Genomic DNA, 21,875 nt, shown 5'->3' on the forward strand with positions numbered 1-21,875 from the left:
CATGGCGAGGGGGAGGGTGAGGCAGCGTCGCCGGGCGTCGCTCCGCTCTCCGCGGCGTTCTGCGGTGCCTCGTCGGACATTGCGCACGGTCCCCTCTCCTCGGCGTGCTGTCATGCTACGGGCAGCCAGGGCCGCCCCGGGCCCGGGCCTACGATGAGCCCCGAACCACCGATCAGCCGATCACCGCGCCCGGACCCCGGTCCACCGGCGCCGTTCCCGGGGAGGGACCTCTTGACCGACAACTCCACACCCGCCGCCCGCGACCTGCGGACCTTCATCGCCGGACTGCCCAAGGCCGAACTGCACGTCCACCACGTCGGCTCCGCCTCCCCGCGCATCGTCTCCGAACTCGCCGCCCGCCACGCCGACTCCAAGGTCCCCACCGACCGGAACGCGCTGGCGGACTACTTCACCTTCACGGACTTCGCCCACTTCATCGAGGTGTACCTGTCCGTCGTCGACCTCATCCGCACCCCGGAGGACGTCCGGCTGCTCACCTACGAGGTGGCCCGCGACCTGGCCCGGCAGCAGGTGCGGTACGCCGAGCTGACCATCACGCCGTTCTCCTCTACCCGCCGCGGCATCGACGAGCGCGCCTTCATGGACGCGATAGAGGACGCCCGGAAGTCGGCCGAGGCCGAGTTCGGGACCGTGCTGCGCTGGTGCTTCGACATCCCCGGCGAGGCGGGGCTCGACGCCGCGGAAGAGACGGCCCGGCTCGCCACCGACGACCGGTTGCGCCCGGCGGGCCTGGTCTCCTTCGGGCTCGGCGGACCCGAGATCGGCGTGCCCCGGCCGCAGTTCAAGCCGTACTTCGACCGGGCCCTGGCCGCCGGGCTGCACTCCGTCCCGCACGCCGGTGAGACGACCGGTCCCGAGACGGTCTGGGACGCGCTGACCGAGCTGCGCGCCGAGCGCATCGGGCACGGCACCAGCTCGGCCCGCGACCCCAAGCTGCTCGCCCACCTCGCCGACCACCGCATCCCGCTGGAGGTCTGCCCGACCTCGAACATCGCCACCCGCGCGGTCCGCACCCTCGACGAGCACCCCATCAAGGACTTCGTCGAGGCCGGCGTCCTGGTCACGGTCAACTCGGACGACCCGCCGATGTTCGGCACCGACCTCAACAACGAGTACGCGGTGGCCGCCCGGCTGCTCGGCCTCGACGAGCGGGGCCTGGCCGACCTCGCCAAGAACGCGGTCGAGGCGTCCTTCCTCGACCCGGCGGGCAAGGCCGCGATCGCCGCCGAGATCGACACGTACACGGCTCGGTGGCTCGCCTCCTGAGCCCGTCGGGCACCGGTCACCCGCAGAATGGGGTCCATGCAGACCGTGACCGCCGTGGCGCACCGCGGCGACCCCTACCGCTTCCGTGAGAACACGATCGACTCGCTGCGTTCCGCGCTCCTGCGGGGCGCGGACGCGGTCGAGATCGACGTACGGCTCACCCGCGACGACGTACCCGTGCTGCTCCACGACGCGACGTTGGAGCGGCTGTGGGGGCAGGACCGTCCGCTCAGGTCGTTGTCCGCCGCCGAGGTGCGCGGGCTCACCGCGGGTGGTGTGCCCACGCTGGAGGAGGCGCTGGCCGCCACGGTCGGCGGCCGGGTGATGGTCGACCTGCCGGGCCTGACCGAGCGCCGGGCCGCGCGGCGGATCGTGGAGGTCGTCCATGCGTCCGGGGCGCGGGACCGCGTCTACTACTGCGCGGGCGCCGAGGCGATGCTCGCCGTCCGCGCCGCCGACCCGGCCGCCGAGATCGCCCTCACCTGGACGACCCTGGCGCCCCCGCGGCCCGCGCTGCTGGCGGCGGTGGGCCCGCGCTGGCTCAACTACCGCTTCAGCCTGGTAGGCCGGGACCTCGCCGCCCGCGTCCACCACGGCGGCCGGTTGCTGTCCGTGTGGACGCCCGACACCCGCCGCGCCATGCGCCGCCTGCTCGACCTGGGCGTCGACTCGATCACCACGAACCGCATCGACACGCTCTGCGCCCTCCGTCAGAGCGCGTCATGGCCGGACGGGCGGCCCTGAGCCTCAAAACCCACGGATGCCGCAGCGCGAGCGCGGCGCGGTACCACCGGACGCGCCGGACCTGCGCCGGACCTAGAGTGCACCGCCCGACCGCGGCGGGATCGCGTCCGGCCCGCTCTGCCGTGGCCGGTCGCGGCGGCCGGCGAACGCCAGGGGCGGGGCGATGGCCTGGGCGTCCGCGCCCTCGCCCAGCCAGAGTCCGATGAGCAGCGCGGCCGTCGCCTCCAGCAGCCCCGCGCGGTCCAGCCCGCCGGCGTCCAGGGGGGTGCAGCCGAGGTCGCGTACGAGTCCCCGTACGACGGCCAGTGCCGCCGCGTCGTCCCCGCACAGCGGTACCGCGAGCGGGCGGCCGGCGAAGACCGGCGGGGTCAGCCGCCAGACGTCCTCGTGGCAGAGGTTGAACGCCTTGACCACGCGGGCGGCGGGGGCCGCCGCGGCGACCCGCTCGGCCGCCGCGGGGCCGCCCGCGGTGAGCAGGGCGAAGCCGGGCCCGACCGGATTGGTGCAGTCGATCAGCACCCGCCCGCGCAGCACCGCCCCGAGCCCCGCGACCACGTCCACGGCGACCGCGTACGGGACGGCGAGCAGCACCGCGTCGGTGCCGAACGCCGCTGCCTCGCGCAGGCCGCCGCGCGAGCGGCTGCCCGCGACGACCTCGTGTCCCGCCTGCCGCCACCGGGTGCCGAGCGCGTCCGCCATGCCGCCGGCGCCAAGAATTCCGATGCGCACAAGTCCCTCCCGCCGTCCGGGTTCCCGGACGTCCCGATGTCCGTACGGCCTGACGGTAGGAGGCGGCTCGGGCACCATTCGGTGCGTGACCGACGACCAGGCGTTCCTCGCCGACTGCCGTGCCCGGCTCGCTTTCGACCTGCTCGCCAACACCTGGAACTGCGTGGTGCTGTGGGCGCTCAGGGACGGGCCCGCACGGCCCGGAGCGCTGCGCGTGCGGATCGGCGGGATCACCCAGAAGGTGCTGACCGAGACCCTGCGCCGGCTGGAGTGCAACGGGCTGGTCGCGCGCCGCGCGTACGGCGGCTCGCCGCCCCGGGTCGAGTACGGACTCACCGGGCTGGGGCGGACGTTGCTCGCCCCGGTCGACGCCCTCGGCGCCTGGGCGTTCGCGCACGGCGACGAGGTGACGGCCGCCCAGGAGCGCTCCGCGCGCACACCCCCGCGCCCCTGAACGGCCGGCCCGGCAGCGGATCCCGTTCACCCCTCCGGCGGCCCGGCAGCACCCGCACGACCCGGTCGGTCCGCGCCGGCCGTTGCGTCAGGCCGCGACGGCGGCCCGCGCCCGGGCGGCCCGTACCGCCGCCGACAGGCTCCCGATGTCGTACGCGCCGTGGTGCCTGCGTCCGTTGACGAAGAACGTGGGTGTGCCCGCCACCGTGCTGAGGTCCGCCGAGTCCACGTCCTCGGCGACCCAGGGCGCACCGGCGTGGGTGTCCAGGTCCTTCTCGAACCGCGTCGGCTCCAGTCCGATCCGCACGGCGTAGTCCCGCAGGTCGTCCAGGTCCAGGGCGCCCTGATGGCTGAGCAGCAGATCGTGCATCTCCCAGAAACGCCCTTGGAGGGCGGCGGCCTCCGCGGCCTCGGCGGCGAGTTGCGCGTGCACATGGACATCGGTCAGGGGCAGGTGCCGCCATACGTAGCGCACGTCCCCGAAGTCCTGGAGCAGTTCGCGGACGATCGGTTCGGCCAGCCCGCAATAGGGGCATTCGTAGTCGCCGTACTCGACGACGGTCACGGGTGCGTGCCGCGGTCCCCGGACGTGGTCCCGGTCCGGGTCGACGGGCACCGCCAGGTCGACCAGCGTCTCCGCCTTCCCGAGCGTCGCCCGCAGCCGCGCAGGGCGGGGCAGCGCCCCGATGACCGCGGTGACGAGCCGGCTGGTCAGGAAGGAGCAGATCAGCGCGCTGAGGATGCCGATCTTCGCGTTTTCCAGGTCGGTGCCGCGGAACGCGAGCGTGGCGATCAGCAGGGAGACCGTGAAGCCGACTCCGGCGAGCGTGCCCGCCGCGGTGACCGACCCCCAGCCGACCGGGAGCCGCAGCCGACCGCGGCTGAGCGCGGTGGCCAGCGCCGACGCCCCGAGGATGCCGAGCGGCTTGCCCAGGACGTAGGCCAGCAGGATGCCCAGTGTGACCGGTGAGGTGAAGGCCCGGACCAGTTGCTCGCCGCCGATGGGGATGCCCGCGTTGGCCAGTGCGAACAGCGGGACCACGACATAGCTGGTCCACGGGTGGTACATGCGTTGCAGGCGTTCGTTCGGGGAGACGGCCGAGGCGAGGCCGGCCCGCAGGGACCGCTCCAGCTCGGGCGTGGGCTGCTCACGGAACTTCCGGAACAGGCCGCTCGCCCGTTCCAGGTCGCTGCGCGAGGCCGGGTACGCGTACGTCACCAGGCCCATCGCGAGACCGATGACCACGGGATCCACCCCCGATTCGAGCAGCGCGGCCCACGCCACGACCGCGAGGAAGGCGTACACGGCTCCGCGACGCACCCCGGCCCGCCGGACGAGCAGGACGACGACGAAGACACCGACGGCCACCAGCAGCGCCGTCACGCCGAGGCGGGTGCTGTAGGCGACGGCGATGACGGCGAGCGCCACGAAGTCGTCCACGACCGTGATCGTGAGGATGAAGACCCGCAGCCCGGCGGGCATGCGCCGGCCGACCACGGCCAGCATGCCCAGGGCGATGGCGGTGTCGGTGGACATCGCCGCGCCCCAGCCCTGCGCCGAGCCGTGCCCCGCGGTTACCGCGAGGTAGATCACGACGGGCACGATCATGCCGCTGACGCCCGCCACGAGCGGCAGCGCGAGCCGCTTGCGGTCGCGCAGTTCCCCCATGTCGAATTCGCGGCGCGCCTCCAGTCCGACGACGAAGAAGAACAGCGCCATCAGTCCGCTGTTCACCCATTCCCGCAGGCCGAGGGAGATGCCGTGGGCGCCGAGCCGGACGGACAGGTGCGTGTGCCAGAACGTCTCGTAGCCGGCCGGTGCGGCGTTCGCCCAGACCAGGGCCGCGAGCGCCGCCGCCATCAGGACGGCGGCGCTTCCGGTCTCGGTCCGCAGGAAGTCGCGCAACGGGGAACGCGTGTCCTTGCCGCATCCGCTCTGGCCCGTGTAGTCAGTGGCTTCCAAAGACATCCTCAGCCGCTCGTCGGTCGTCGTCGTTCATCGGTCAGTAACTCATCGGTCAGTCGTTCATCGGTCAGTCGTCAGTCGATCGGTGCTCGTGCGTCGGTGCTCGTGCCGGCGGTCGGCACGTGGCGCGTCGACATCCAGTACACCGGCAGGCGACGCGCGGTGCCTGCGGAGCCGACGCCACGGAGCGGCCCCGCCACCCCGGTCACACCACGCTCCGGTTCGCACCGCACGACGGTCAGCGCCGCCGGGACGGCCCGCGCGGCACGACCCATGACAGGCGGGCCGCCGGGAACACCTGCTGGTGGAACAACAGCAGGTCCAGGGTTCATCCCCGGGCACACCGACCGGGGCAGCGGGGTCAGCCGGTCTTACGACCCGTGCACCGGGTTCCGGCTGTGCGCCGGGTTCCGGAAGTCCCCTGAGCGGATGCCGAACACGCCTTGTTCGTCTTGATCGTCGGCGGACCTGTACCGGCCGGGCACGCCGCCCACAGGGCCCACGAAGCACTCGTCCGTGCCGGCGGTCGGCCACGGCCTGCCCGGACAGAACACCTGGCGGGCGCCTCAGTCGCGGTGGGCGACCGGCCCGGGGTGGGCGTCGAGCGCATCGAGTACCGCGTCGCCGTTCGCCCTCGCCCACTCGGTCAGCATGTGGATCGGATCGATCAGCGTCGCCCCGAGGGGGGTCAGCTCGTACTCGACGCGGGGCGGCACCTCGGCGTAGGCGTGGCGGCGGATGAGTCCGTGCGCCTCAAGCCGTCGGAGCGTCTGGGTGAGCACCTTGCGGGAGATGCCGCCGATCAGCTCGACCAGCTCGCCGTGGCGCACCGGTCCCTCACTGAGGCCGTAGAGCACGACCACCGTCCACTTGTCGGCGATCAGCTCGACCGCCAGACGCGCCGGACAGTCGGCGAGAAAGACACCACCGGGACCGAAGCCGCTCATGGCGCCAAAGGTACCTGCTGGTTCCTATAGGAAACATAGCCTGGGTTCTCTTCCCCCCTTCAAAAGCCAGGAGAGTCATGCGAGTCATCACCCAGCGGACGCTCGGCGGTCCCGAGGTGCTCACCATCGTGGACGCGCCCGAGCCCCGGCCGCTCCCGACCGAGGTTCTCGTCCGCGTCAAGGCGATCGGGCTGAACCCACTGGAGGCGCGCCTGCGCGCCGGCGAGTTCCCGCTGATCGGCCGGCCGCCGTTCGTCCTCGGCTGGGACATCAGCGGCGTGGTCGAGGAGGCGCCGCAGACGTGGCGGTTCAGGCCCGGCGACGAGGTGTTCGGGATGCCGCTGTTCCCGCGGGCGGCGAGCGCCTACGCCGAGGCCGTGTCGGCACCCGCGCTGCACCTGGCACGCAAGCCGGCGTCACTCTCGCACGTCGAGGCGTCCGCGCTGCCGGTCGTCGGGCTGACGGCGTGGCAGGGCCTCGTCGACCTCGGCGGCGTGACCGAGGGCGACCGCGTCCTGGTCCACGGCGGCGGTGGCGGGGTCGGCCATGTCGCCATCCAGATCGCGAAAGCACTCGGCGCGCATGTGATCACGACCGCCGGCGGGAGCAAGCGGACGTTCGTCGAGGGGCTGGGCGCCGACGAGGTGATCGACTACACGGCGGTCGACTTCACTGAGGCGGTCCGCGACATCGACGTCGTACTCGACACGATCGGAGGCGACACCGTCGAGCGGTCACTCGACGTGCTCCGCCCGGGCGGTCACCTGGTGACGGCGGTCGCCGAGGAGGATGCACGGCTCACCGCCGCGTACGAGGCGGCCGGCCTGCGCTTCAGCGGCATCGCGGTCGACCCCGATCCGGTCGCCCTGCGCGGTCTCGTCGAGCTCGTCGAGCAGGGCAGGCTCCGGGTCCACGTGCAGAAGACGTTCCCGTTCGAGCGCGTCGCCGACGCCCACCGGCTGCTCGACGAGGGCCACCTCCAGGGCAAACTCGTCCTCACCGTCTGATCCTGCCCGCACTACCCGGACTGGGTACGACGGTTCACCGTCGCGCATGGGGACGTGGGCGCCGTGGCCGTACGCGTTCGGGGTGTTGGAGCTGCCGGGAGGGCGGGTGAATCGACGTGGTCGTCGCCTGCGACCGCGCCTCCGACATCGTTGTCGAAAGCGCGGCCTGCCCCGGGCGCGGGCCTACGGGATGCGGCAAGCCCCGAGGGGGCACCGGACGCCGGGGAACGCGGTCGGCCTACGGTGCGTAGACGGCGGCACTGCCGTACAGCTCCCTGGTGAACGCGGAGACGTCGGCGCTGCGATCGGCGCCGTCGAGGTTGTACGTCAGGTAGACGCCGTACCCCTCACTGACCGTGCGGCGGGCGAGGTCGGCGACGGTGCTCTGCGAGGTCCTGCCGATCTCGACGGCCGCTGGCGACAGCTTCGACTTGGGCAGGGCGATGCCGGGGACCTGCCAGCTGCCGTAGTACGGGTTCCAGGCGTAGTCGAACTTGGACGAGACGTCGACGCCGCCGTAGGACAGGCGCGACGCGGCCGGGCCGATGTTGTAGAGGCTGATGATCTTGTCCGGCATGTTGGCGCGCAGTGCCGACACCAGGTACACGAACGAGCTGGCGTTGGGCTGGCCGGTGCCGTTGTTGCCGTACTCGGCGTACTCGTCGTCGAAGTCGATGCCGTCCAGGCCGTACTTGGCCACGGTGTCCGACAGTTGTTTCGCGAACGCCGAAGCCGCCTGCTGGGACGGGAAGTTGGCGAAGCCCGCGCCCTGGTGGTTGCCGAGCACCGAGAGGACGACCTTGATGCCCTTCTGCTGCAACGGCCGTATCTGCGTGGCGGCGTTGTCGAGGACGCGTTGCACGTTCTCGTTGAAGTACAGGGTCGCCGCCTTCGTGCCCGTGTCGTAGTTGATGTTCGCCGCGAAGATCACGGCGACGTCGAAGACGTTGCCGCCGCCGTTGGCGAGGGTGTACTTGCCGACGTTCAGCATGCTGTTGTTGTTCACCTCGACGTACGCCACCGAGGTCGGTCCTTGTTTCGTGGGAGCGGGGGCCGCTGACGCGCCGGACGTGGCGGTCGCGCCGAAGGCGAGGGCCGTGACGGCCGAGAGCGCGAGCACCGCCGTCCGTACTCTGCTCCGCACCAGAGTGAACATCGTTGATCGGTCTCCCATCGCATGGAGCGGCGCCCGCCCTGTCGCAAGCGCCGAGTGGGCCCCCGATTCTTTCCGCTCCCGTGACCGAATCCCCAGAACCGTGCGAGAACTCTTCACCACTCCCACCCACGTGGCTCCCCAACCCGGCGTCTGGGCACGGGAGTTGGGCTCCTCTCCGGCGAACCTCGGGTTCTGCCGATCTCCTACAACCCCACGATCCTGTTCCACCGCTCGGCGAAGCCGACCCGCTCCGCGGAGGTGATGTCGCGGGCGATGGCGAGGCGCCTGCGCAGGGTGCCGTCGGGGAAGATCAGCGGATTGTCGGCCAGCGCCGCCGTGTCCTCGTCCTCGGCGGCGGCGAGCACGTCCCTGGCCGCCGGGACCGGGCAGACGTAGGTGACCCAGGCGGCCGGCTCCGCCGCCACCTCGGGCTCGTAGCAGTGGTCGATCAGGCGCTCGGCGTTGCTCTTGTGGGCGACCGCAGCAACGGGTCGAGGTGCTTCGCCACATGGGGCTGCCGGGCGCGGTCCATCTCCTGGACCCAGCCGAGGCGGACGAACCGCGCGCACATCCAGCCGCTGATGACGATCAGGTCGCGGCCGGTGGACTGATGGTTCATCAGCGCCGGGCTGATCTTGCCGAAGAACTCGTCGTTGTCGTTGATCTCCTCGATGTAGTCGACGGAGATCCCGGTGCGCCTCCCGAAGGTCTCCAGCGTGGGCCGGCGGCTCGGGTCGGTGTCGTCGGTGTCGATGTACAGCGGCAGTTCGACCAGGTCAGCTTCCTGTCGGTGGCGGAGCTGTCCGGCCCGGCGCGGTCGGCGGCCTCGACGTACGCGGCGGGCACCCCGCAGCCGGCCAGGGCGCCGAGCGCGGCGGTGCCACCGAACGCGCGCAGCAGGGAACGGCGGGAGAGCGGGGGCTTCGGCGCACGAGTCGGGGGCACCCGGGCAGCATGGCCGAACCGCGGGGCGCCGGACGATCGACGCCGCGTCGAGCGGGCACCGCCGAACCCGATACGTCGTCGATCCGTCATCTGCGGGCAACCGTCCGGCAATTGACACGAAACGGCCCCGGAGGGCGGGGATGCCCGTCCGGGACCGTACAGGCCCTTCCGGAGCCGTGTGGCGGACCTTCCGCGGCCGTGTGCCGGACGTTCCGGGGCCGTACGACGGACCGTCCACGGCCGTGTGGGAGACCTTCCACGGCCGTGCGGCAAACGTTCCGGGGATCCGGCCGCGGACGGGTCAGCCTTCCAGGGACGTCATGACGTGCTTGATGCGGGTGTAGTCGTCGAACCCGTACGCCGACAGGTCCTTGCCGTAGCCGGACTTCTTGAAGCCGCCGTGCGGCATCTCGGCGACCAGCGGGATGTGGGTGTTGATCCACACGCAGCCGAAGTCGAGCTTCTTGGACATCCGCATGGCACGGGCGTGGTCCTTGGTCCACACGGAGGAGGCGAGGGCGTACTCGACGCCGTTGGCCCACTCGACCGCCTGGTCCTCGTCGGTGAAGGACTGGACGGTGATGACCGGCCCGAAGACCTCGCGCTGGATGATCTCGTCGTCCTGCTTGAGGCCCGAGACGACGGTCGGGGCGTAGAAGTAGCCCTTCTCGCCGACCTGCCGGCCGCCCGTCTCGACCTTGGCGTGGGCGGGCAGGCGCTCGATGAAGCCGGCGACCTGCCGCAGCTGGTTGGGGTTGTTCAGCGGGCCGTAGAGGACGTCCTCGTCGTCCGGCTGCCCGGTCTTGGTGTCGGCGGCGGCCTTGGCCAGCGCGGCGACGAACTCGTCGTGGATGGACTCCTGGACCAGGACGCGGGTCGCGGCGGTGCAGTCCTGGCCGGCGTTGAAGAAGCCCGCCACGGAGATGTCCTCGACGGCCTTCGGGATGTCGGTGTCCTCGAAGACGACGACCGGCGCCTTGCCGCCCAGCTCCAGGTGGACCCGCTTGAGGTCCTTGGACGCGGACTCGGCGACCTGCATGCCGGCGCGCACGGAACCCGTGATGGAGGCCATCGCCGGGACCGGGTGCTCGACCATCAGACGGCCGGTCTCGCGGTCGCCGGTGACGACGTTGAAGACGCCCTTGGGGAGGATCCCCCCGAGGATCTCGGCGATCAGCACGGTGGACGCCGGGGTGGTGTCCGACGGCTTCAGCACGACCGTGTTGCCCGCGGCGATCGCCGGGGCGAACTTCCAGACGGCCATCATCATCGGGTAGTTCCAGGGCGCGACCTGCGCGCAGACGCCGACCGGCTCGCGGCGGACGATGGAGGTCAGGCCCTCCATGTACTCGCCGGCCGAACGGCCCTCCAGCATCCGGGCCGCACCGGCGAAGAACCGGATCTGGTCGACCATCGGCGGGATCTCCTCGGAGCGGGTCAGCCCGACCGGCTTGCCCGTGTTCTCCACCTCGGCCGCGATCAGTTCCTCGGCGCGCTCCTCGAACGCGTCGGCGATCTTCAGGAGGGCCTTCTGCCGCTCGGCGGGCGTGGTGTCGCGCCAGCCGGGGAAGGCCGCGGCGGCGGCCGCCATCGCGGCGTCCACGTCCGCCTGGCCGGACAGCGGCGCGGTCGCGTACGCCTCGCCCGTCACGGGGTTGACCACGTCGGTGGTCCGTCCGTCTGCGGCGTCCCGGAACTCACCGTCGACGTAATTGCGGAGCTTGCGCAGCCGCGCCTGCTCGGTGCTCACTGCCGGCCTCCTGTCGGGTCAGAACTGTCCAATCACTGAGACACCCACCCTAATCCGGGAGCCGACGTTTTCAACACCCCCGTTCGGGCTACGGCTGCGAAATCCGCAAGTCTCGACCATGCAAACAACGAATTTCATCGATAGTGCCTTGCGGAACTGTCGAGACGTCGTGCACAGTGAGACCGTGGCCAGTCGAAGCGCAGACCAGAAGGGCTCGCCCCGCGAGTCCCGGAACGGCACCCCGCACCTGGATGCCGTCTCCCTCGCCATCATCGAGCAGCTCCAGGAGGACGGCCGCCGGCCCTACGCCGCCATCGGCAAGGCCGTGGGCCTCTCCGAGGCGGCCGTGCGCCAGCGCGTCCAGAAACTGCTCGACCAGGGCGTCATGCAGATCGTCGCCGTCACGGACCCGCTCACCGTGGGCTTCCGCCGGCAGGCGATGGTCGGCATCAACGTCGAGGGCGATGTCGAGTCCGCGGCCGACGCGCTGACCGCCATGCCGGAGGTCGAGTACGTGGTGATGGCCGCGGGCTCGTTCGACATCCTCGCCGAGATCGTCTGCGAGGACGACGACCACCTGCTGGACGTCATCAACAGACGCATCCGGGCCCTGCCCGGCGTGCGCTCCACCGAGAGTTTCGTCTATCTGAAGCTCAAGAAGCAGACCTACATGTGGGGAACCCGATAACCGTGAGCACAAAGGACCTGAGCCGCAGCGCGTACGACCACCTGTGGATGCACTTCACCCGCATGTCCTCCTACGAGAACGCGCCCGTCCCCACCATCGTCCGGGGCGAGGGCACCTACATCTACGACGACAAGGGCAAGCGCTACCTCGACGGTCTCGCCGGGCTGTTCGTGGTCCAGGCCGGCCACGGCCGTACGGAACTCGCCGAGACCGCCTTCAAGCAGGCCCAGGAGCTGGCGTTCTTCCCGGTGTGGTCCTACGCCCACCCGAAAGCCGTGGAGCTGGCCGAGCGCCTGGCCGGCCACGCGCCGGGGGATCTGAACAAGGTCTTCTTCACCACCGGCGGCGGCGAGGCCGTCGAGACCGCCTGGAAGCTCGCCAAGCAGTACTTCAAGCTGACCGGCAAGCCCACCAAGCACAAGGTCATCTCCCGCGCGGTGGCCTACCACGGCACCCCGCAGGGCGCCCTGTCCATCACCGGCCTGCCCGGCCTGAAGGCCCCGTTCGAGCCGCTGGTGCCGGGCGCGCACAAGGTCCCGAACACCAACATCTACCGGGCGCCGATCCACGGTGACGACCCGGAGGCGTTCGGCCGCTGGGCCGCCGACCAGATCGAGCAGCAGATCCTCTTCGAGGGCCCGGAGACCGTCGCCGCGGTCTTCCTGGAGCCGGTGCAGAACGCCGGCGGCTGCTTCCCGCCGCCGCCCGGCTACTTCCAGCGGGTGCGCGAGATCTGCGACCAGTACGACGTGCTGCTCGTCTCCGACGAGGTCATCTGCGCCTTCGGCCGCCTCGGCACCATGTTCGCCTGCGACAAGTTCGGCTACGTACCGGACATGATCACCTGCGCCAAGGGCATGACCTCGGGCTACTCCCCCATCGGCGCCTGCATCGTCTCCGACCGCCTGGCCGAGCCGTTCTACCAGGGCGACAACATGTTCCTGCACGGCTACACCTTCGGCGGCCACCCGGTCTCCGCCGCGGTGGGCCTCGCCAACCTCGACCTGTTCGAGCGCGAGGGCCTCAACCAGCATGTGCTGGACAACGAGAGCGCCTTCCTGACCACCCTGCAGAAGCTGTACGACCTGCCGATCGTCGGCGACGTCCGCGGCAACGGCTTCTTCTACGGCATCGAACTGGTCAAGGACAAGGCCACCAAGGAGACCTTCGACGAGGAGGAGACCGAGCGCGTCCTGTACGGCTTCCTCTCCAAGGCCCTCTTCGACAACGGCCTGTACTGCCGGGCCGACGACCGCGGCGACCCGGTCGTCCAGCTCGCCCCGCCGCTCATCTCCGACCAGGCGACCTTCGACGAGATCGAACAGATCCTGCGCGCGACGCTGACCGAGGCGTGGACCAAGCTCTGACCCCTGGCCCGGCCGTACGCCCGCGCCCGGCCCCGCACCGCTGATCAGCTGATCGACACCGGCCCCGGAGCCGTCCGTTCGAGTGAGAACGGCGGTCCGGGGCCGTGTGCTGTCCGGCCGGCCGGCGGCGGCTGCCTAGCGTGCCAGTGACCGATCGGCCCTGCCTTCGTTCCCCCGGAAGAGGGATAAAGCGCCGGGAAAGCCGGGAAACACGGACCAGAACCGAGGTGTACGCCCATGGAGGCCCCGCCCGACAACGACGTGCTCTGGGCACGGTCCCTGCACTTCACCCATGCCGACGGCTCGCCCGCCCTGGGCGGTGTCTCGCTCGGCGTGCGGGAGGGCGAGATCCTCGCCGTCAGCGGACCCCGCGGCAGCGGCAAGACGACCCTGCTGCGCTGCCTGTCCGGGCTGCTGCCGATCCGGCACGGCGAGATCTGGTTCAACAGCACGCCCGTGCACACCCTGCGCCCGATGGCCCGGGAGCGCCTGCGCCGCGACCGGTTCGGCTGGATCGACCCGGTACCGGCCCTGGTCCCCGAACTGACCGTCTGGGAGAACACCGCGCTGCCCCTGATGCTGCGCGGCACCAGCCGCCGCCGGGCCAAGACCACCGCCCTGGAGTGGCTGGACCGGCTGGACGTCGGCGACCGGTCCCGCAGCCATCCGCACGAGCTGCGGCAGGCCGAACGCCAGCGCGTCTCGATCGCCCGGGCGCTCGCCCCGGCCCCCACGGTGCTGTTCGCGGACGAGCCCACGGCCCCCCTGTACCGCGCGGACCGCGCCCATGTGCTGCGTACGCTGACGACGGCCGCCCGCTCGCACGGCATCACGGTCCTGCTGGCCACGCACGACGCGGAGACGGCGGCCCTCGCCGACCGCACGGTGGCGCTGCTGGACGGGCGGTGCGTGACGACCGTGCACCTGCCCCCGGCCACCGAGTCGGAAGGCCGGGCCGCGTGCTCGCTCTCCGTCTGACCCGCGCTGCCCGCCCCCTGGTCCAGCTGCGCCGCCTGCTGGTGGCGGCCGCCGCGGCGGGCACGGGCTTCCTCCTGCTGAGCGCCCTCGGCTACGCGCTGGGACACCCCGAACAGCCGACGGAGGCGGCGACCCGGCTGGCCTGGTGCGCGGTGCCGCTGGCCGCCACCGTCCACTTCGCGGTGGCGGTCGCCCGCACCGACCCGGGCACCAAGCCCCGCCCGGGGCTCTCGGCCCTCGGCCTGGGCCCGGCCCGGCTGATGGCGATCTCGGTCCTGTCGACGGCCCTGTCCTGCACGCTGGGCTCGCTGGTGGCCCTCTTCGCCTTCCTCCATCTGCGCGGCGACCTCACGGGCACGCCCTTCGACGGAGCGGCGGCGACGTTCCTGGCCGCGGGCGAGCCACTGCCGGTGCCGGCCGCCCTCACCCTCCTGACGCTGGTCCCGGTGATCGCGTCGGGCACGGTGGCGCTGGTCCTGCGGCCCCGGGACGCCCGCCCCGCGACGCGCGGCGCGGCCTGGACGTACGGCCGCTTCGGCTCCTACGGCCGGGCGCGCTCGCCCGAGTCCCTGGGGACGCACACCGGGTTCACCGCGCACGTGCGGGACGCCGCCGCCCGCCCGGCCACCGGGACCCGGATCGTCGCCGCCGTGCCCGTCCCGCAGAAAACGGTGCCGGTCCCGCAGCGGGGCGACACCGGGCAGACGCTCGGCCGCAACGGTGAGCCGACGGCGTCAGCGGACGGCGCACCGGACTCCGCCCCGGCCGACGGGACGACGGACCCGGGCGTCGGCTGGAGCGCGGCCCTCGCCGATCCGCGCCGTGCCCCGGCCGGCTTTCCCTGGGGCATCGCGGTCCTCGCCGTCGGCCTGGCCGTGGAGGCGTACGCCGGGTTCTCCGCCGCGCCCGGCCCGGTACTCCCGGGTGTACTGACCGGCTGGGCGCTGGCCGCGGTCGGCCTGGTCCTCGCCGCGCCGGGCCTCACCCATCTGTGCGGCCGGCTGCTCCAGGCGGTCCGGCCGGGCGCGCTGCGGCTGCTGGCCGGCCGGGCGCTGATGGCGGAGGCCGTCCGTCTCGGCCGTCCGCTCGGCGTGGTGTGCGTGGTCGTCTCGGGCGCCCTCGCCATGACCGCCTTCAGCTCCGAGAGCACCGCGCCCTACGGCCAACTCACCGCCTTCGGCGTCCTGCTGGTCATCGGCTGCACCATGGGAACCCTGCTGACGGCGGCCGTGGAGGCCCGGCAGTCCCGCGCCGACACCGTCGCCGCCCTGCTGCGCCTCGGCGCCCGCGCGACCCTGCTGCGCGCCGCCGCCGCGCTGCGTGCGGGCGCGCTGCTCGCCCTGTTCGGCCCGCTCACCGTGGTGGTGGCCTACCTGGTGGTGCTCCCGCTGGACAGCTGAACCGGCCGGCCCGGCAGCAGAACCAGCCCGGCCGGTGAACCGGACGGGCGGCTGAACCGGGCCGACCGTCGGCCCCTCCGCACCGGAGCGCCACCGGAGCACATCCGCACAGCAGTACGAAAAAAGTCCGTGGCCCGCCGATGAGTTCCCCGGCGGTCCCCGGTCTGCCCTTCGAACAGTACGAACCCGAGGGGAGAGGCCCCATGTACCAGCAGATGATCTTCGTGAACCTGGCCACCGACGACGTCGAGGCGTCGAAGAGGTTCTTCACGGCGCTCGGCTACCCGATCAACCCGCAGTTCTCCACGGACGACTGCGCCTGCGTCGTGATCAGCGACACCATCGTCGCGATGCTGCTCAGCAAGCAGCGCTACGCGGACTTCACGAAGAAGGAGATCGCGGACTCGACGAAGACCAGCGAGACGCTGATCTGCCTGAGCGCCGAAAGCCGCGCGAGCGTCGACGAGTTGGTCGACAAGGCGATCGCGGCGGGCGGCACGGCGGCCGGTGAGACCCAGGACCAGGGCTTCATGTACGGCCGCGCCTTCGACGACCTCGACGGCCACACCTGGGAGGTCATGTGGATGGACCCGGCGGCGGTGCAGGGCTGAGCCGGCCCGGCGCCGAGGCGGTGCGGCGTCGAGAGCTGAGGCGGTGCGGAGTTGAGAGTCGAGGCAGCGCGGAGTTGAGAGTCGAGGCAGCGCGGAGTTGAGAGTCGAGTCAGCGCGGAGTTGAGAGTCGAGGCGGTGCAGGGCTGAGGCGGTGCGGGGCTGAGACCGTGCCCGGCCGAGCGGGCCGGGCCGGCTCCCGAGGCATCGAAACGTCCCGGGAGTTAACAACACGGTAAAGCCAACACCGGTGGGGGGCATATGCGTTGACACTGCTTATGGAACACTTATAGACCTGTGATTCTCCTGGGGATGGTGAAGCTGTCTTCACAATCGCTTCATCTGCCCCCCAAGCCCCCCCGCAGATGCACTCTGTAAAGGACAAACGTGTCCATAACACGCCGCAGCGCACGTCGTTCCGTGCGCATTCTGGGTGTTGCCTCCGCGACTGTCGCGCTCGCGCTGGGCGTCAGCAACTCCGCTTTCGCGTGCAACATCAGTGAGTTCGACGCCAAGGCCGACTGTGACGGCACCAACGGTGTCATCGTCGTCACCGACAAGGACGCCTCCGGCACGCCGGTCACCATCTCCGTGTTCCTGAAGAACAACGGTACCGACGAGCAGGTCGGCGAGTCTCAGGAGCTCACGGGCTCCCGCGAGGGCACCACCGCCACGTTCACCGCGGACTGGAAGCCGAACGCGACCTACCGGGTGCACGTCAAGGGCGGACCGGTCGACGAGGACATCAAGCCCGACCTCGTCACCCCGTCCACGGCCTGCAAGACCGAGGAGACCCCGACCCCGACCACGACCCCCTCGGAGACCAGCCCGGCTCCGTCGGAGTCCGAGTCGACGCCGGCGGAGACCCCGACCCCGTCGGCCTCGGAGAGCAGCAGCACCGCCCCGGCGGGTACGTCGAGCAACGCGCCGTCCCCGGCGGCCGGTGACTCGAACCTCGCCGAGACCGGTGCGAACTCCAACACCACTCTGATCGCCGGTATCGCCGCCGCCTTCGTCGTCGTCGGCGGTGGCGCGGTGTTCTTCGGCATGCGCCGCCGCGGGGCCAACAGCAACCGCTGACGCCTCACTCCGGCACACGCCGTGGCCCGTCCCCGCACCGCGGGGGCGGGCCGCGGTCGTTCAGCCGAACGTGGCCCGCTCCAGCCAGAAGTCCAGCACCTCCCGCTCGCCGATGACCTCCAACTCCGGTCCGGTCGGCGGGATACGGGTGTAGAAGGCGAGCAGGACCGAGGTGAGCGGACCGCGCAGCGCGACCGTCGCCTTCTCATGACCGCGGCGCCAGGCGACACCCTCGTCGGTCAGCTCGACGAACCACTCGGCGTTCAGCTCGGGCGGGGTGTCGGTGGCGTGCAGATGGATGCTGCGGCCCGGCCCGCGCAGTTCCCCGGCCTCCTTCCGCAGCCCCGAGCGCTGCACCAACTCGATGATCTGCAACCACTCGTCGATCGCGTCGGCGGCCACGTCCGGGGCGACGTCGTAGGGCAGTCCGGCAGCGAGCGCGGCATCGGCCCGGTGGATGGTGATCTCGTGGGTCATCCGGCGGGCCCAGAAGCCGGCGTCGCGGATTCCGGCCCAGGTCCACACCTTCGTGTCCGGCCCGGCCTCGCGCAGGGTGTCGACGAGCAGCCGGCCGGTCTCCGCGAGCCAGGCGTCCAGCGCCGCGGCGTCACCGCGCGCCTCGGGCCGCCCGGCGTGGGGGACCCGCTCCGCGGGGATGTTCTCCTGGGCCCGGGTCCTGACCAGCACTTCCACCCAGCGCAGAGCACCGCCCAGGTGCCGCAGCAGGTCCTCCAGCGACCAGTCCGGGCAGGTGGGCACGGTGGCGGACAGATCGGCGCCGGAGGTGACCACGGCCCTCAACTGCCCGATCTGGTGGGCGATCTCGTCGCAGCAGCGGTCATGCGTGAGGAGCGTCATGCCCCGACGTTACGGCCTCGCGGTCATCCCAGCACGACGATTTCCGCCGGATCGAACTCCACCCCCACCTCGTCCCCCGTCTCCGGCGCCGTCCGCAGCGCGCACGCCGCCTCAAGACGCGGGCCGTCCCCCGGCTGGAGGCGCACGGCCACATGGGTGCCCTTGAAGGTGCGCGCGGTCACCGTGGCGCGCAGACCCTCGCCGGCCGGTCCGAGCCGCACTCCGGCGGGGCGTACCAGCAGCGTGCGCCGGCCCTGGGGCGCGGGCTCGGGTACCGGGAGCTTCCCCCACGGGGTGACCGCCACCGCTCCGGTGATCTCCGCGCCGACGACGTTCTCGAAGCCGAGGAAGCGGGCCACGAACTCGTCCGCGGGCCGCTGCCACACCTCAAGGGGCGTACCGGACTGGGCGATCCGGCCGTCCCGCATCACCACCACCCGGTCGGCCAGCGCGAACGCCTCGCCCTGGTCGTGGGTGACGGCGAGCACCGTGGTGCCCAACCGGTCGAACAGCTCCCGCAGTTCGACCACGAGCCGTTCCCGCAGCGACCGGTCGAGCTGCCCGAGCGGTTCGTCCAGCATCAGCAGCCGCGGCCGGGGTGCGAGGGCCCGGGCGAGCGCCACCCGCTGCTGCTCGCCTCCGGAGAGCCGGGCCACGGCCCGCCGGGCGGCCCCCGGCAGCCCCACCAGGTCCAGCAACTCCGCCACCGCGGTCCGCTGCCGGTCCTTCGACGCGCCGCGCATCCGCAGCCCGAACGCCACGTTGCCGCCCACGTCCCGCTGCGGGAACAGCTGGTGGTCCTGGAACATCAGCCCGACCTCGCGCCGGTGCGCGGGTACGCCCGTCTGGTCCCGCCCGTCGAGCGCCACCCGCCCCGAGTCCAGGGGCTGAAGTCCGGCCACCGCCCGCAGCAGCGTCGACTTGCCGCTGCCGCTGGGCCCGAGCACACAGACGATCTCGTGCTCGGCGACCGCCAGATCGACGGCGTCGAGCACGGCCCGCCCGCCGAGGCGCACGGTCGCGGACGTGAGGCTCAAGAGCATCAGAACTCCCCGGTCCGGTCGACCGGGATCCCCCCGGTCGCCTCTGTTCGAGACGGGAGGTGCAGGCGTTCCAGCACCAGCAGGGACACCGCGCACACCACCATGAGAATCGTGGAAAGGGCCATCGCCTGGCCGTAGTTGAGGTCGCCCGGCCGGCCGAGCAGCCGGGCCACGGCGACCGGCAGCGTGGGGTTGTCGGGCCGCGCGATGAACACGGTCGCGCCGAACTCCCCGAGCGAGACGGCGAACGCGAATCCGGCCGCGATCAGCAGCGCCCGCCGCACCAGCGGCAGGTCGACCTCGCGCCACACCCGCCAGGGCGACGCCCCGAGCACGGCCGCCGCCTCCCTGAGCCGCCCGTCGACGGCCCGCAGCACCGGCAGCATGGTCCGTACGACGAAGGGCACGCCGACCAGCGCCTGGGCGAGCGGCACGAGGATCCAGGACTGCCGCAGGTCGAGCGGCGGCTTGTCCAGCGCGATCAGGAAACCGAAACCGACGGTCACGGCGGACACGCCGAGCGGCAGCATCAGCAGCGCGTCGAAGCCCCGTACGATCCGGCCGGCGCCGCGGGCGAGGGCCGCGGCGGCGAGGGAGCCGATCAGCACCGCGATGGCGGTGGCGACGACGGCGTAGCGCAGGGAGTTGCCGACCGCGGCGATCGGCGCCACCAGGAACGTACCGCCGTCCGCACGGGTCAGCGCCCGGTAGTAGCCGAGGCCGGGAGCGGCGAGGGAGCGCTGCACCAGCACCCCGAGCGGCAGCAGCACGAGTACGGCGACGGTGGCCAGGACACCGCCGAGCATCGCCCACTGGCCCGCCCCGCGCGGCCGGCGTGCCGTCAGCGACGCGTCGACCAGGCGCAGCGTGCTCTCCCGCCGCCGTACCGTCCAGGCGTGCACGGCGAGGATCACGCCGACCGCCGCGAACTGGACCAGGGTGAGGACCGCGGCCGTGGACAGGTCGAAGATCTGGGACGTCTCCCGGTAGATCTCCACTTCGAGCGTGGCGAAGGTGGGGCCGCCGAGGATCTGCACCACGCCGAAGGAGGTGAAGGTGAACAGGAACACCATCAGCGCGGCGGCGGCCACCGCCGGGGCCAGCGCCGGCCGGGTCACCGTGCGCCAGGCGGTCAGGGGCGACGCGCCCAGCATCCGCGCGGCCTCCTCCTGGCGCGGGTCGAGCCCGGACCACAGTCCGCCGACCGTGCGGACGACGACGGCGTAGTTGAAGAAGACGTGCGCGAGCAGGATCGCCCAGACGGTGGTGTCCAGCCGCACGCCCCACAGGTCGTCGAGGAGGCCGCCACGCCCGACGAGGGCGAGGAAGGCGGTGCCGACGACGACGGTCGGCAGCACGAACGGCACGGTGACCACGGCCCGCAGGACCCGTTTGCCCGGGAAGTCGAAGCGGGCGAAGACGTACGCGCCGGGCAGCGCGACCAGCAGGGTGAGCGCGGTGGAGGCGAGCGCCTGCCAGGTGGTGAACCACAGCACGTGCCGGATGTCGGAACGGGCCACGACGTCCGCGATCCGTCCCAGCCGCCAGGCGCCGTCCGGTTTCAGACCGCGGGCGACGATCGCGGCCACCGGCCAGGCGAAGAACACGGCGAAGAACGCGACGGGTCCGGCCAGCAGCGCGAGCCGCACCAGGTTCCCGGTGCCGTGCCGCCCGCGCGGGAGGGAACCGGCCGCCTCCGCCGGCCCGGTCCCCTCGTCCGCCCCGGTCAGTTCAGTACGAGTGAGGTCCACGACTTGACCCACTGGTCACGGTCGGCGGCGATCCGGTCGGGCGCCATGGTCTCGGGGTCCTTGGCCTGCGGGCCGTACTTCTCGAACTCCTGCGGCACCGCGGCATCCGTGCGCACCGGGTAGACGAACATGTTCAGCGGCATGTCCTCCTGGAACTCCTTGCCGGTCAGGAAGTCCAGGAACGCCTTGCCGCCCGCGCTGTTGCGGGCACCCGAGAGCAGTCCGGCGTACTCGATCTGCCGGAAGCAGGTTCCGGCGGCCACTCCGGTGGGCGCGGTGGCCGGTTTCGGGTCGGCGTAGACGACCTCGGCGGGCGGCGAGGAGGCGTACGACACGACGAGCGGCCGGTCGCCGCCCGCCTTCCTGCCGCCGGCCGAGCCGGAGAACTCCTCGTCGTACGCCTGCTCCCAGCCGTCGACCACCTTGACGCCGTTGGCCTTGAGCTTCTTCCAGTACGCGCTCCAGCCGGCGTCGCCGTACTTCGCGGCGGTGCCGAGCAGAAAGCCGAGGCCGGGCGAGGAGGTGGCGGCGTTCTCGGTGACGAGCAGGTTCTTGTACTGGGGTTCGACCAGGTCGTCGAAGGTCTGCGGCGGGGCCAGCCGGTGCCGCTCGAAGTACGCCTTGTCGTAGTTGACGCAGATGTCACCGGTGTCGATGGGCGTGACCCGGTGCCCGGACGCGCCGTCCCGGTACTCGGGTTCGATCCGGTCGTAGTCCTTCGGCTGGTACGACTGGAACAGCCCGTTGTCGAGGGCACGCGACAGCAGGGTGTTGTCGACGCCGAAGAAGACGTCGCCCTGCGGGTTGTCCTTGGTCAGGATCGCCTTGTTGACGGCCTGCCCGGCGTCGCCGTCCTTGAGGACCCTGACGGTGTAACCGGACTGCTTCTCGAAGTCCTTGAGCACGTTCTTCGAGACCGCCCACGAATCGTGGCTGACGAGGGTGACCGTCTTGGCGTCGGCGCCCCCGTCGTTCGTGGACCCGCACGCGGACAGCGTGACCAGGCCGAGCCCGACCACGACGGCCACGAAGGTCTTGGTGTGCAACTGGATTCCTCCTGGGGTTGACCAGGAAGAGACGCGGCCCTGCCCGGACCGTACGAGGCAGGTCCGGGCAGG

Annotated in this window: 19 protein-coding genes and 1 pseudogene; 10 read left to right on the top strand and 10 right to left on the bottom strand. The window is 71.8% G+C overall.

Annotation, left to right across the window (positions count from 1 at the left end):
- The first annotated feature begins 231 nt into the window (after window positions 1-231).
- Complete coding sequence (locus ACFY2B_RS18180) at window positions 232-1,287, top strand: adenosine deaminase (RefSeq protein ID WP_390764112.1); 1,056 nt, start codon at window positions 232-234, stop codon at window positions 1,285-1,287.
- 36 nt (window positions 1,288-1,323) lie between these two features.
- Window positions 1,324-2,031, top strand: coding sequence for a glycerophosphodiester phosphodiesterase (locus ACFY2B_RS18185; RefSeq protein ID WP_390764113.1), 708 nt, complete (start codon window positions 1,324-1,326; stop codon window positions 2,029-2,031).
- A gap of 72 nt (window positions 2,032-2,103) precedes the next feature.
- Here ACFY2B_RS18185 and ACFY2B_RS18190 read toward each other — a convergent pair whose 3' ends face one another.
- Window positions 2,104-2,760: an NADPH-dependent F420 reductase gene (locus tag ACFY2B_RS18190; RefSeq protein ID WP_390764114.1), complete on the bottom strand. Its 657-nt coding sequence runs from the start codon at window positions 2,758-2,760 to the stop codon at window positions 2,104-2,106.
- Between the two features lie 85 nt (window positions 2,761-2,845).
- On the opposite strand from ACFY2B_RS18190, the gene ACFY2B_RS18195 reads away from it, so the two are divergent.
- Window positions 2,846-3,214: a winged helix-turn-helix transcriptional regulator gene (locus ACFY2B_RS18195; RefSeq protein ID WP_390764115.1), complete on the top strand. Its 369-nt coding sequence runs from the start codon at window positions 2,846-2,848 to the stop codon at window positions 3,212-3,214.
- An 87-nt stretch (window positions 3,215-3,301) separates the two neighbouring features.
- Here the strand turns inward: ACFY2B_RS18195 and nhaA are convergent, their stop codons facing one another.
- Window positions 3,302-5,182 carry a Na+/H+ antiporter NhaA gene (gene nhaA / locus ACFY2B_RS18200; protein WP_390764116.1) on the bottom strand — a complete coding sequence of 627 codons (1,881 nt, stop codon included), beginning with the start codon at window positions 5,180-5,182 and terminating at the stop codon, window positions 3,302-3,304.
- Window positions 5,183-5,745: 563 nt separating this feature from the next.
- Complete coding sequence (locus ACFY2B_RS18205) at window positions 5,746-6,126, bottom strand: winged helix-turn-helix transcriptional regulator (protein WP_390764117.1); 381 nt, start codon at window positions 6,124-6,126, stop codon at window positions 5,746-5,748.
- 77 nt (window positions 6,127-6,203) lie between these two features.
- Between ACFY2B_RS18205 and ACFY2B_RS18210 the strand changes: the two genes are divergently transcribed.
- Entirely contained in the window at window positions 6,204-7,133 is a 930-nt protein-coding gene (locus tag ACFY2B_RS18210; RefSeq protein ID WP_390764118.1) for an NADP-dependent oxidoreductase, read from the top strand.
- Window positions 7,134-7,371: 238 nt separating this feature from the next.
- On the opposite strand, the gene ACFY2B_RS18215 is transcribed toward ACFY2B_RS18210, so the two are convergent.
- The 3 genes and pseudogenes from ACFY2B_RS18215 to ACFY2B_RS18225 all read right to left on the bottom strand — a co-directional run bounded on the left by ACFY2B_RS18215 (window position 7,372) and on the right by ACFY2B_RS18225 (window position 10,984).
- A complete protein-coding gene (locus tag ACFY2B_RS18215; protein ID WP_390764119.1) occupies window positions 7,372-8,289 on the bottom strand; it encodes an endo-beta-N-acetylglucosaminidase H in 918 nt (305 codons plus the stop codon).
- A 203-nt stretch (window positions 8,290-8,492) separates the two neighbouring features.
- Window positions 8,493-9,234: pseudogene (locus ACFY2B_RS18220) on the bottom strand (hypothetical protein).
- A gap of 301 nt (window positions 9,235-9,535) precedes the next feature.
- Window positions 9,536-10,984, bottom strand: coding sequence for a gamma-aminobutyraldehyde dehydrogenase (locus ACFY2B_RS18225; RefSeq protein ID WP_390764120.1), 1,449 nt, complete (start codon window positions 10,982-10,984; stop codon window positions 9,536-9,538).
- A gap of 169 nt (window positions 10,985-11,153) precedes the next feature.
- On the opposite strand from ACFY2B_RS18225, the gene ACFY2B_RS18230 reads away from it, so the two are divergent.
- The 6 genes from ACFY2B_RS18230 to ACFY2B_RS18255 all read left to right on the top strand — a co-directional run bounded on the left by ACFY2B_RS18230 (window position 11,154) and on the right by ACFY2B_RS18255 (window position 17,105).
- Complete coding sequence (locus tag ACFY2B_RS18230; RefSeq protein ID WP_390764121.1) at window positions 11,154-11,672, top strand: Lrp/AsnC family transcriptional regulator; 519 nt, start codon at window positions 11,154-11,156, stop codon at window positions 11,670-11,672.
- Window positions 11,657-13,039, top strand: coding sequence for an aspartate aminotransferase family protein (locus ACFY2B_RS18235; protein WP_390764122.1), 1,383 nt, complete (start codon window positions 11,657-11,659; stop codon window positions 13,037-13,039). The genes ACFY2B_RS18230 and ACFY2B_RS18235 overlap by 16 nt, the downstream gene beginning before the upstream one ends.
- A gap of 237 nt (window positions 13,040-13,276) precedes the next feature.
- Window positions 13,277-14,017, top strand: a complete 741-nt coding sequence (locus tag ACFY2B_RS18240) for an ABC transporter ATP-binding protein (RefSeq protein ID WP_390764123.1) — start codon at window positions 13,277-13,279, stop codon at window positions 14,015-14,017.
- A complete protein-coding gene (locus ACFY2B_RS18245; RefSeq protein ID WP_390764124.1) occupies window positions 13,999-15,417 on the top strand; it encodes a hypothetical protein in 1,419 nt (472 codons plus the stop codon). Before ACFY2B_RS18240 ends, ACFY2B_RS18245 begins: the two co-directional genes overlap by 19 nt.
- Window positions 15,418-15,620: 203 nt before the next feature.
- Entirely contained in the window at window positions 15,621-16,028 is a 408-nt protein-coding gene (locus ACFY2B_RS18250; RefSeq protein WP_390764125.1) for a VOC family protein, read from the top strand.
- 384 nt (window positions 16,029-16,412) lie between these two features.
- The gene (locus ACFY2B_RS18255; protein ID WP_390764126.1) at window positions 16,413-17,105 is read left to right on the top strand and encodes an LAETG motif-containing sortase-dependent surface protein; all 693 of its coding nucleotides are present in this window, start codon (window positions 16,413-16,415) and stop codon (window positions 17,103-17,105) included.
- A gap of 60 nt (window positions 17,106-17,165) precedes the next feature.
- Here ACFY2B_RS18255 and ACFY2B_RS18260 read toward each other — a convergent pair whose 3' ends face one another.
- The 4 genes from ACFY2B_RS18260 to ACFY2B_RS18275 form a co-directional block, all read right to left on the bottom strand.
- On the bottom strand, window positions 17,166-17,963 hold the full coding sequence (locus tag ACFY2B_RS18260; RefSeq protein WP_390764127.1) for a maleylpyruvate isomerase family mycothiol-dependent enzyme: 798 nt from the start codon (window positions 17,961-17,963) through the stop codon (window positions 17,166-17,168).
- A 23-nt stretch (window positions 17,964-17,986) separates the two neighbouring features.
- The gene (locus ACFY2B_RS18265) at window positions 17,987-19,006 is read right to left on the bottom strand and encodes an ABC transporter ATP-binding protein (RefSeq protein ID WP_390764128.1); all 1,020 of its coding nucleotides are present in this window, start codon (window positions 19,004-19,006) and stop codon (window positions 17,987-17,989) included.
- Window positions 19,006-20,640: an ABC transporter permease gene (locus ACFY2B_RS18270; protein ID WP_390764366.1), complete on the bottom strand. Its 1,635-nt coding sequence runs from the start codon at window positions 20,638-20,640 to the stop codon at window positions 19,006-19,008. Before ACFY2B_RS18270 ends, ACFY2B_RS18265 begins: the two co-directional genes overlap by 1 nt.
- Before the next feature lie 92 nt (window positions 20,641-20,732).
- Window positions 20,733-21,803: a thiamine ABC transporter substrate binding subunit gene (locus tag ACFY2B_RS18275; protein WP_390764129.1), complete on the bottom strand. Its 1,071-nt coding sequence runs from the start codon at window positions 21,801-21,803 to the stop codon at window positions 20,733-20,735.
- Window positions 21,804-21,875: the final 72 nt, after the last annotated feature.

Origin of the sequence: Streptomyces sp. NPDC001270, assembly GCF_042896695.1 — a bacterium.
Lineage (GTDB): Bacteria > Actinomycetota > Actinomycetes > Streptomycetales > Streptomycetaceae > Streptomyces.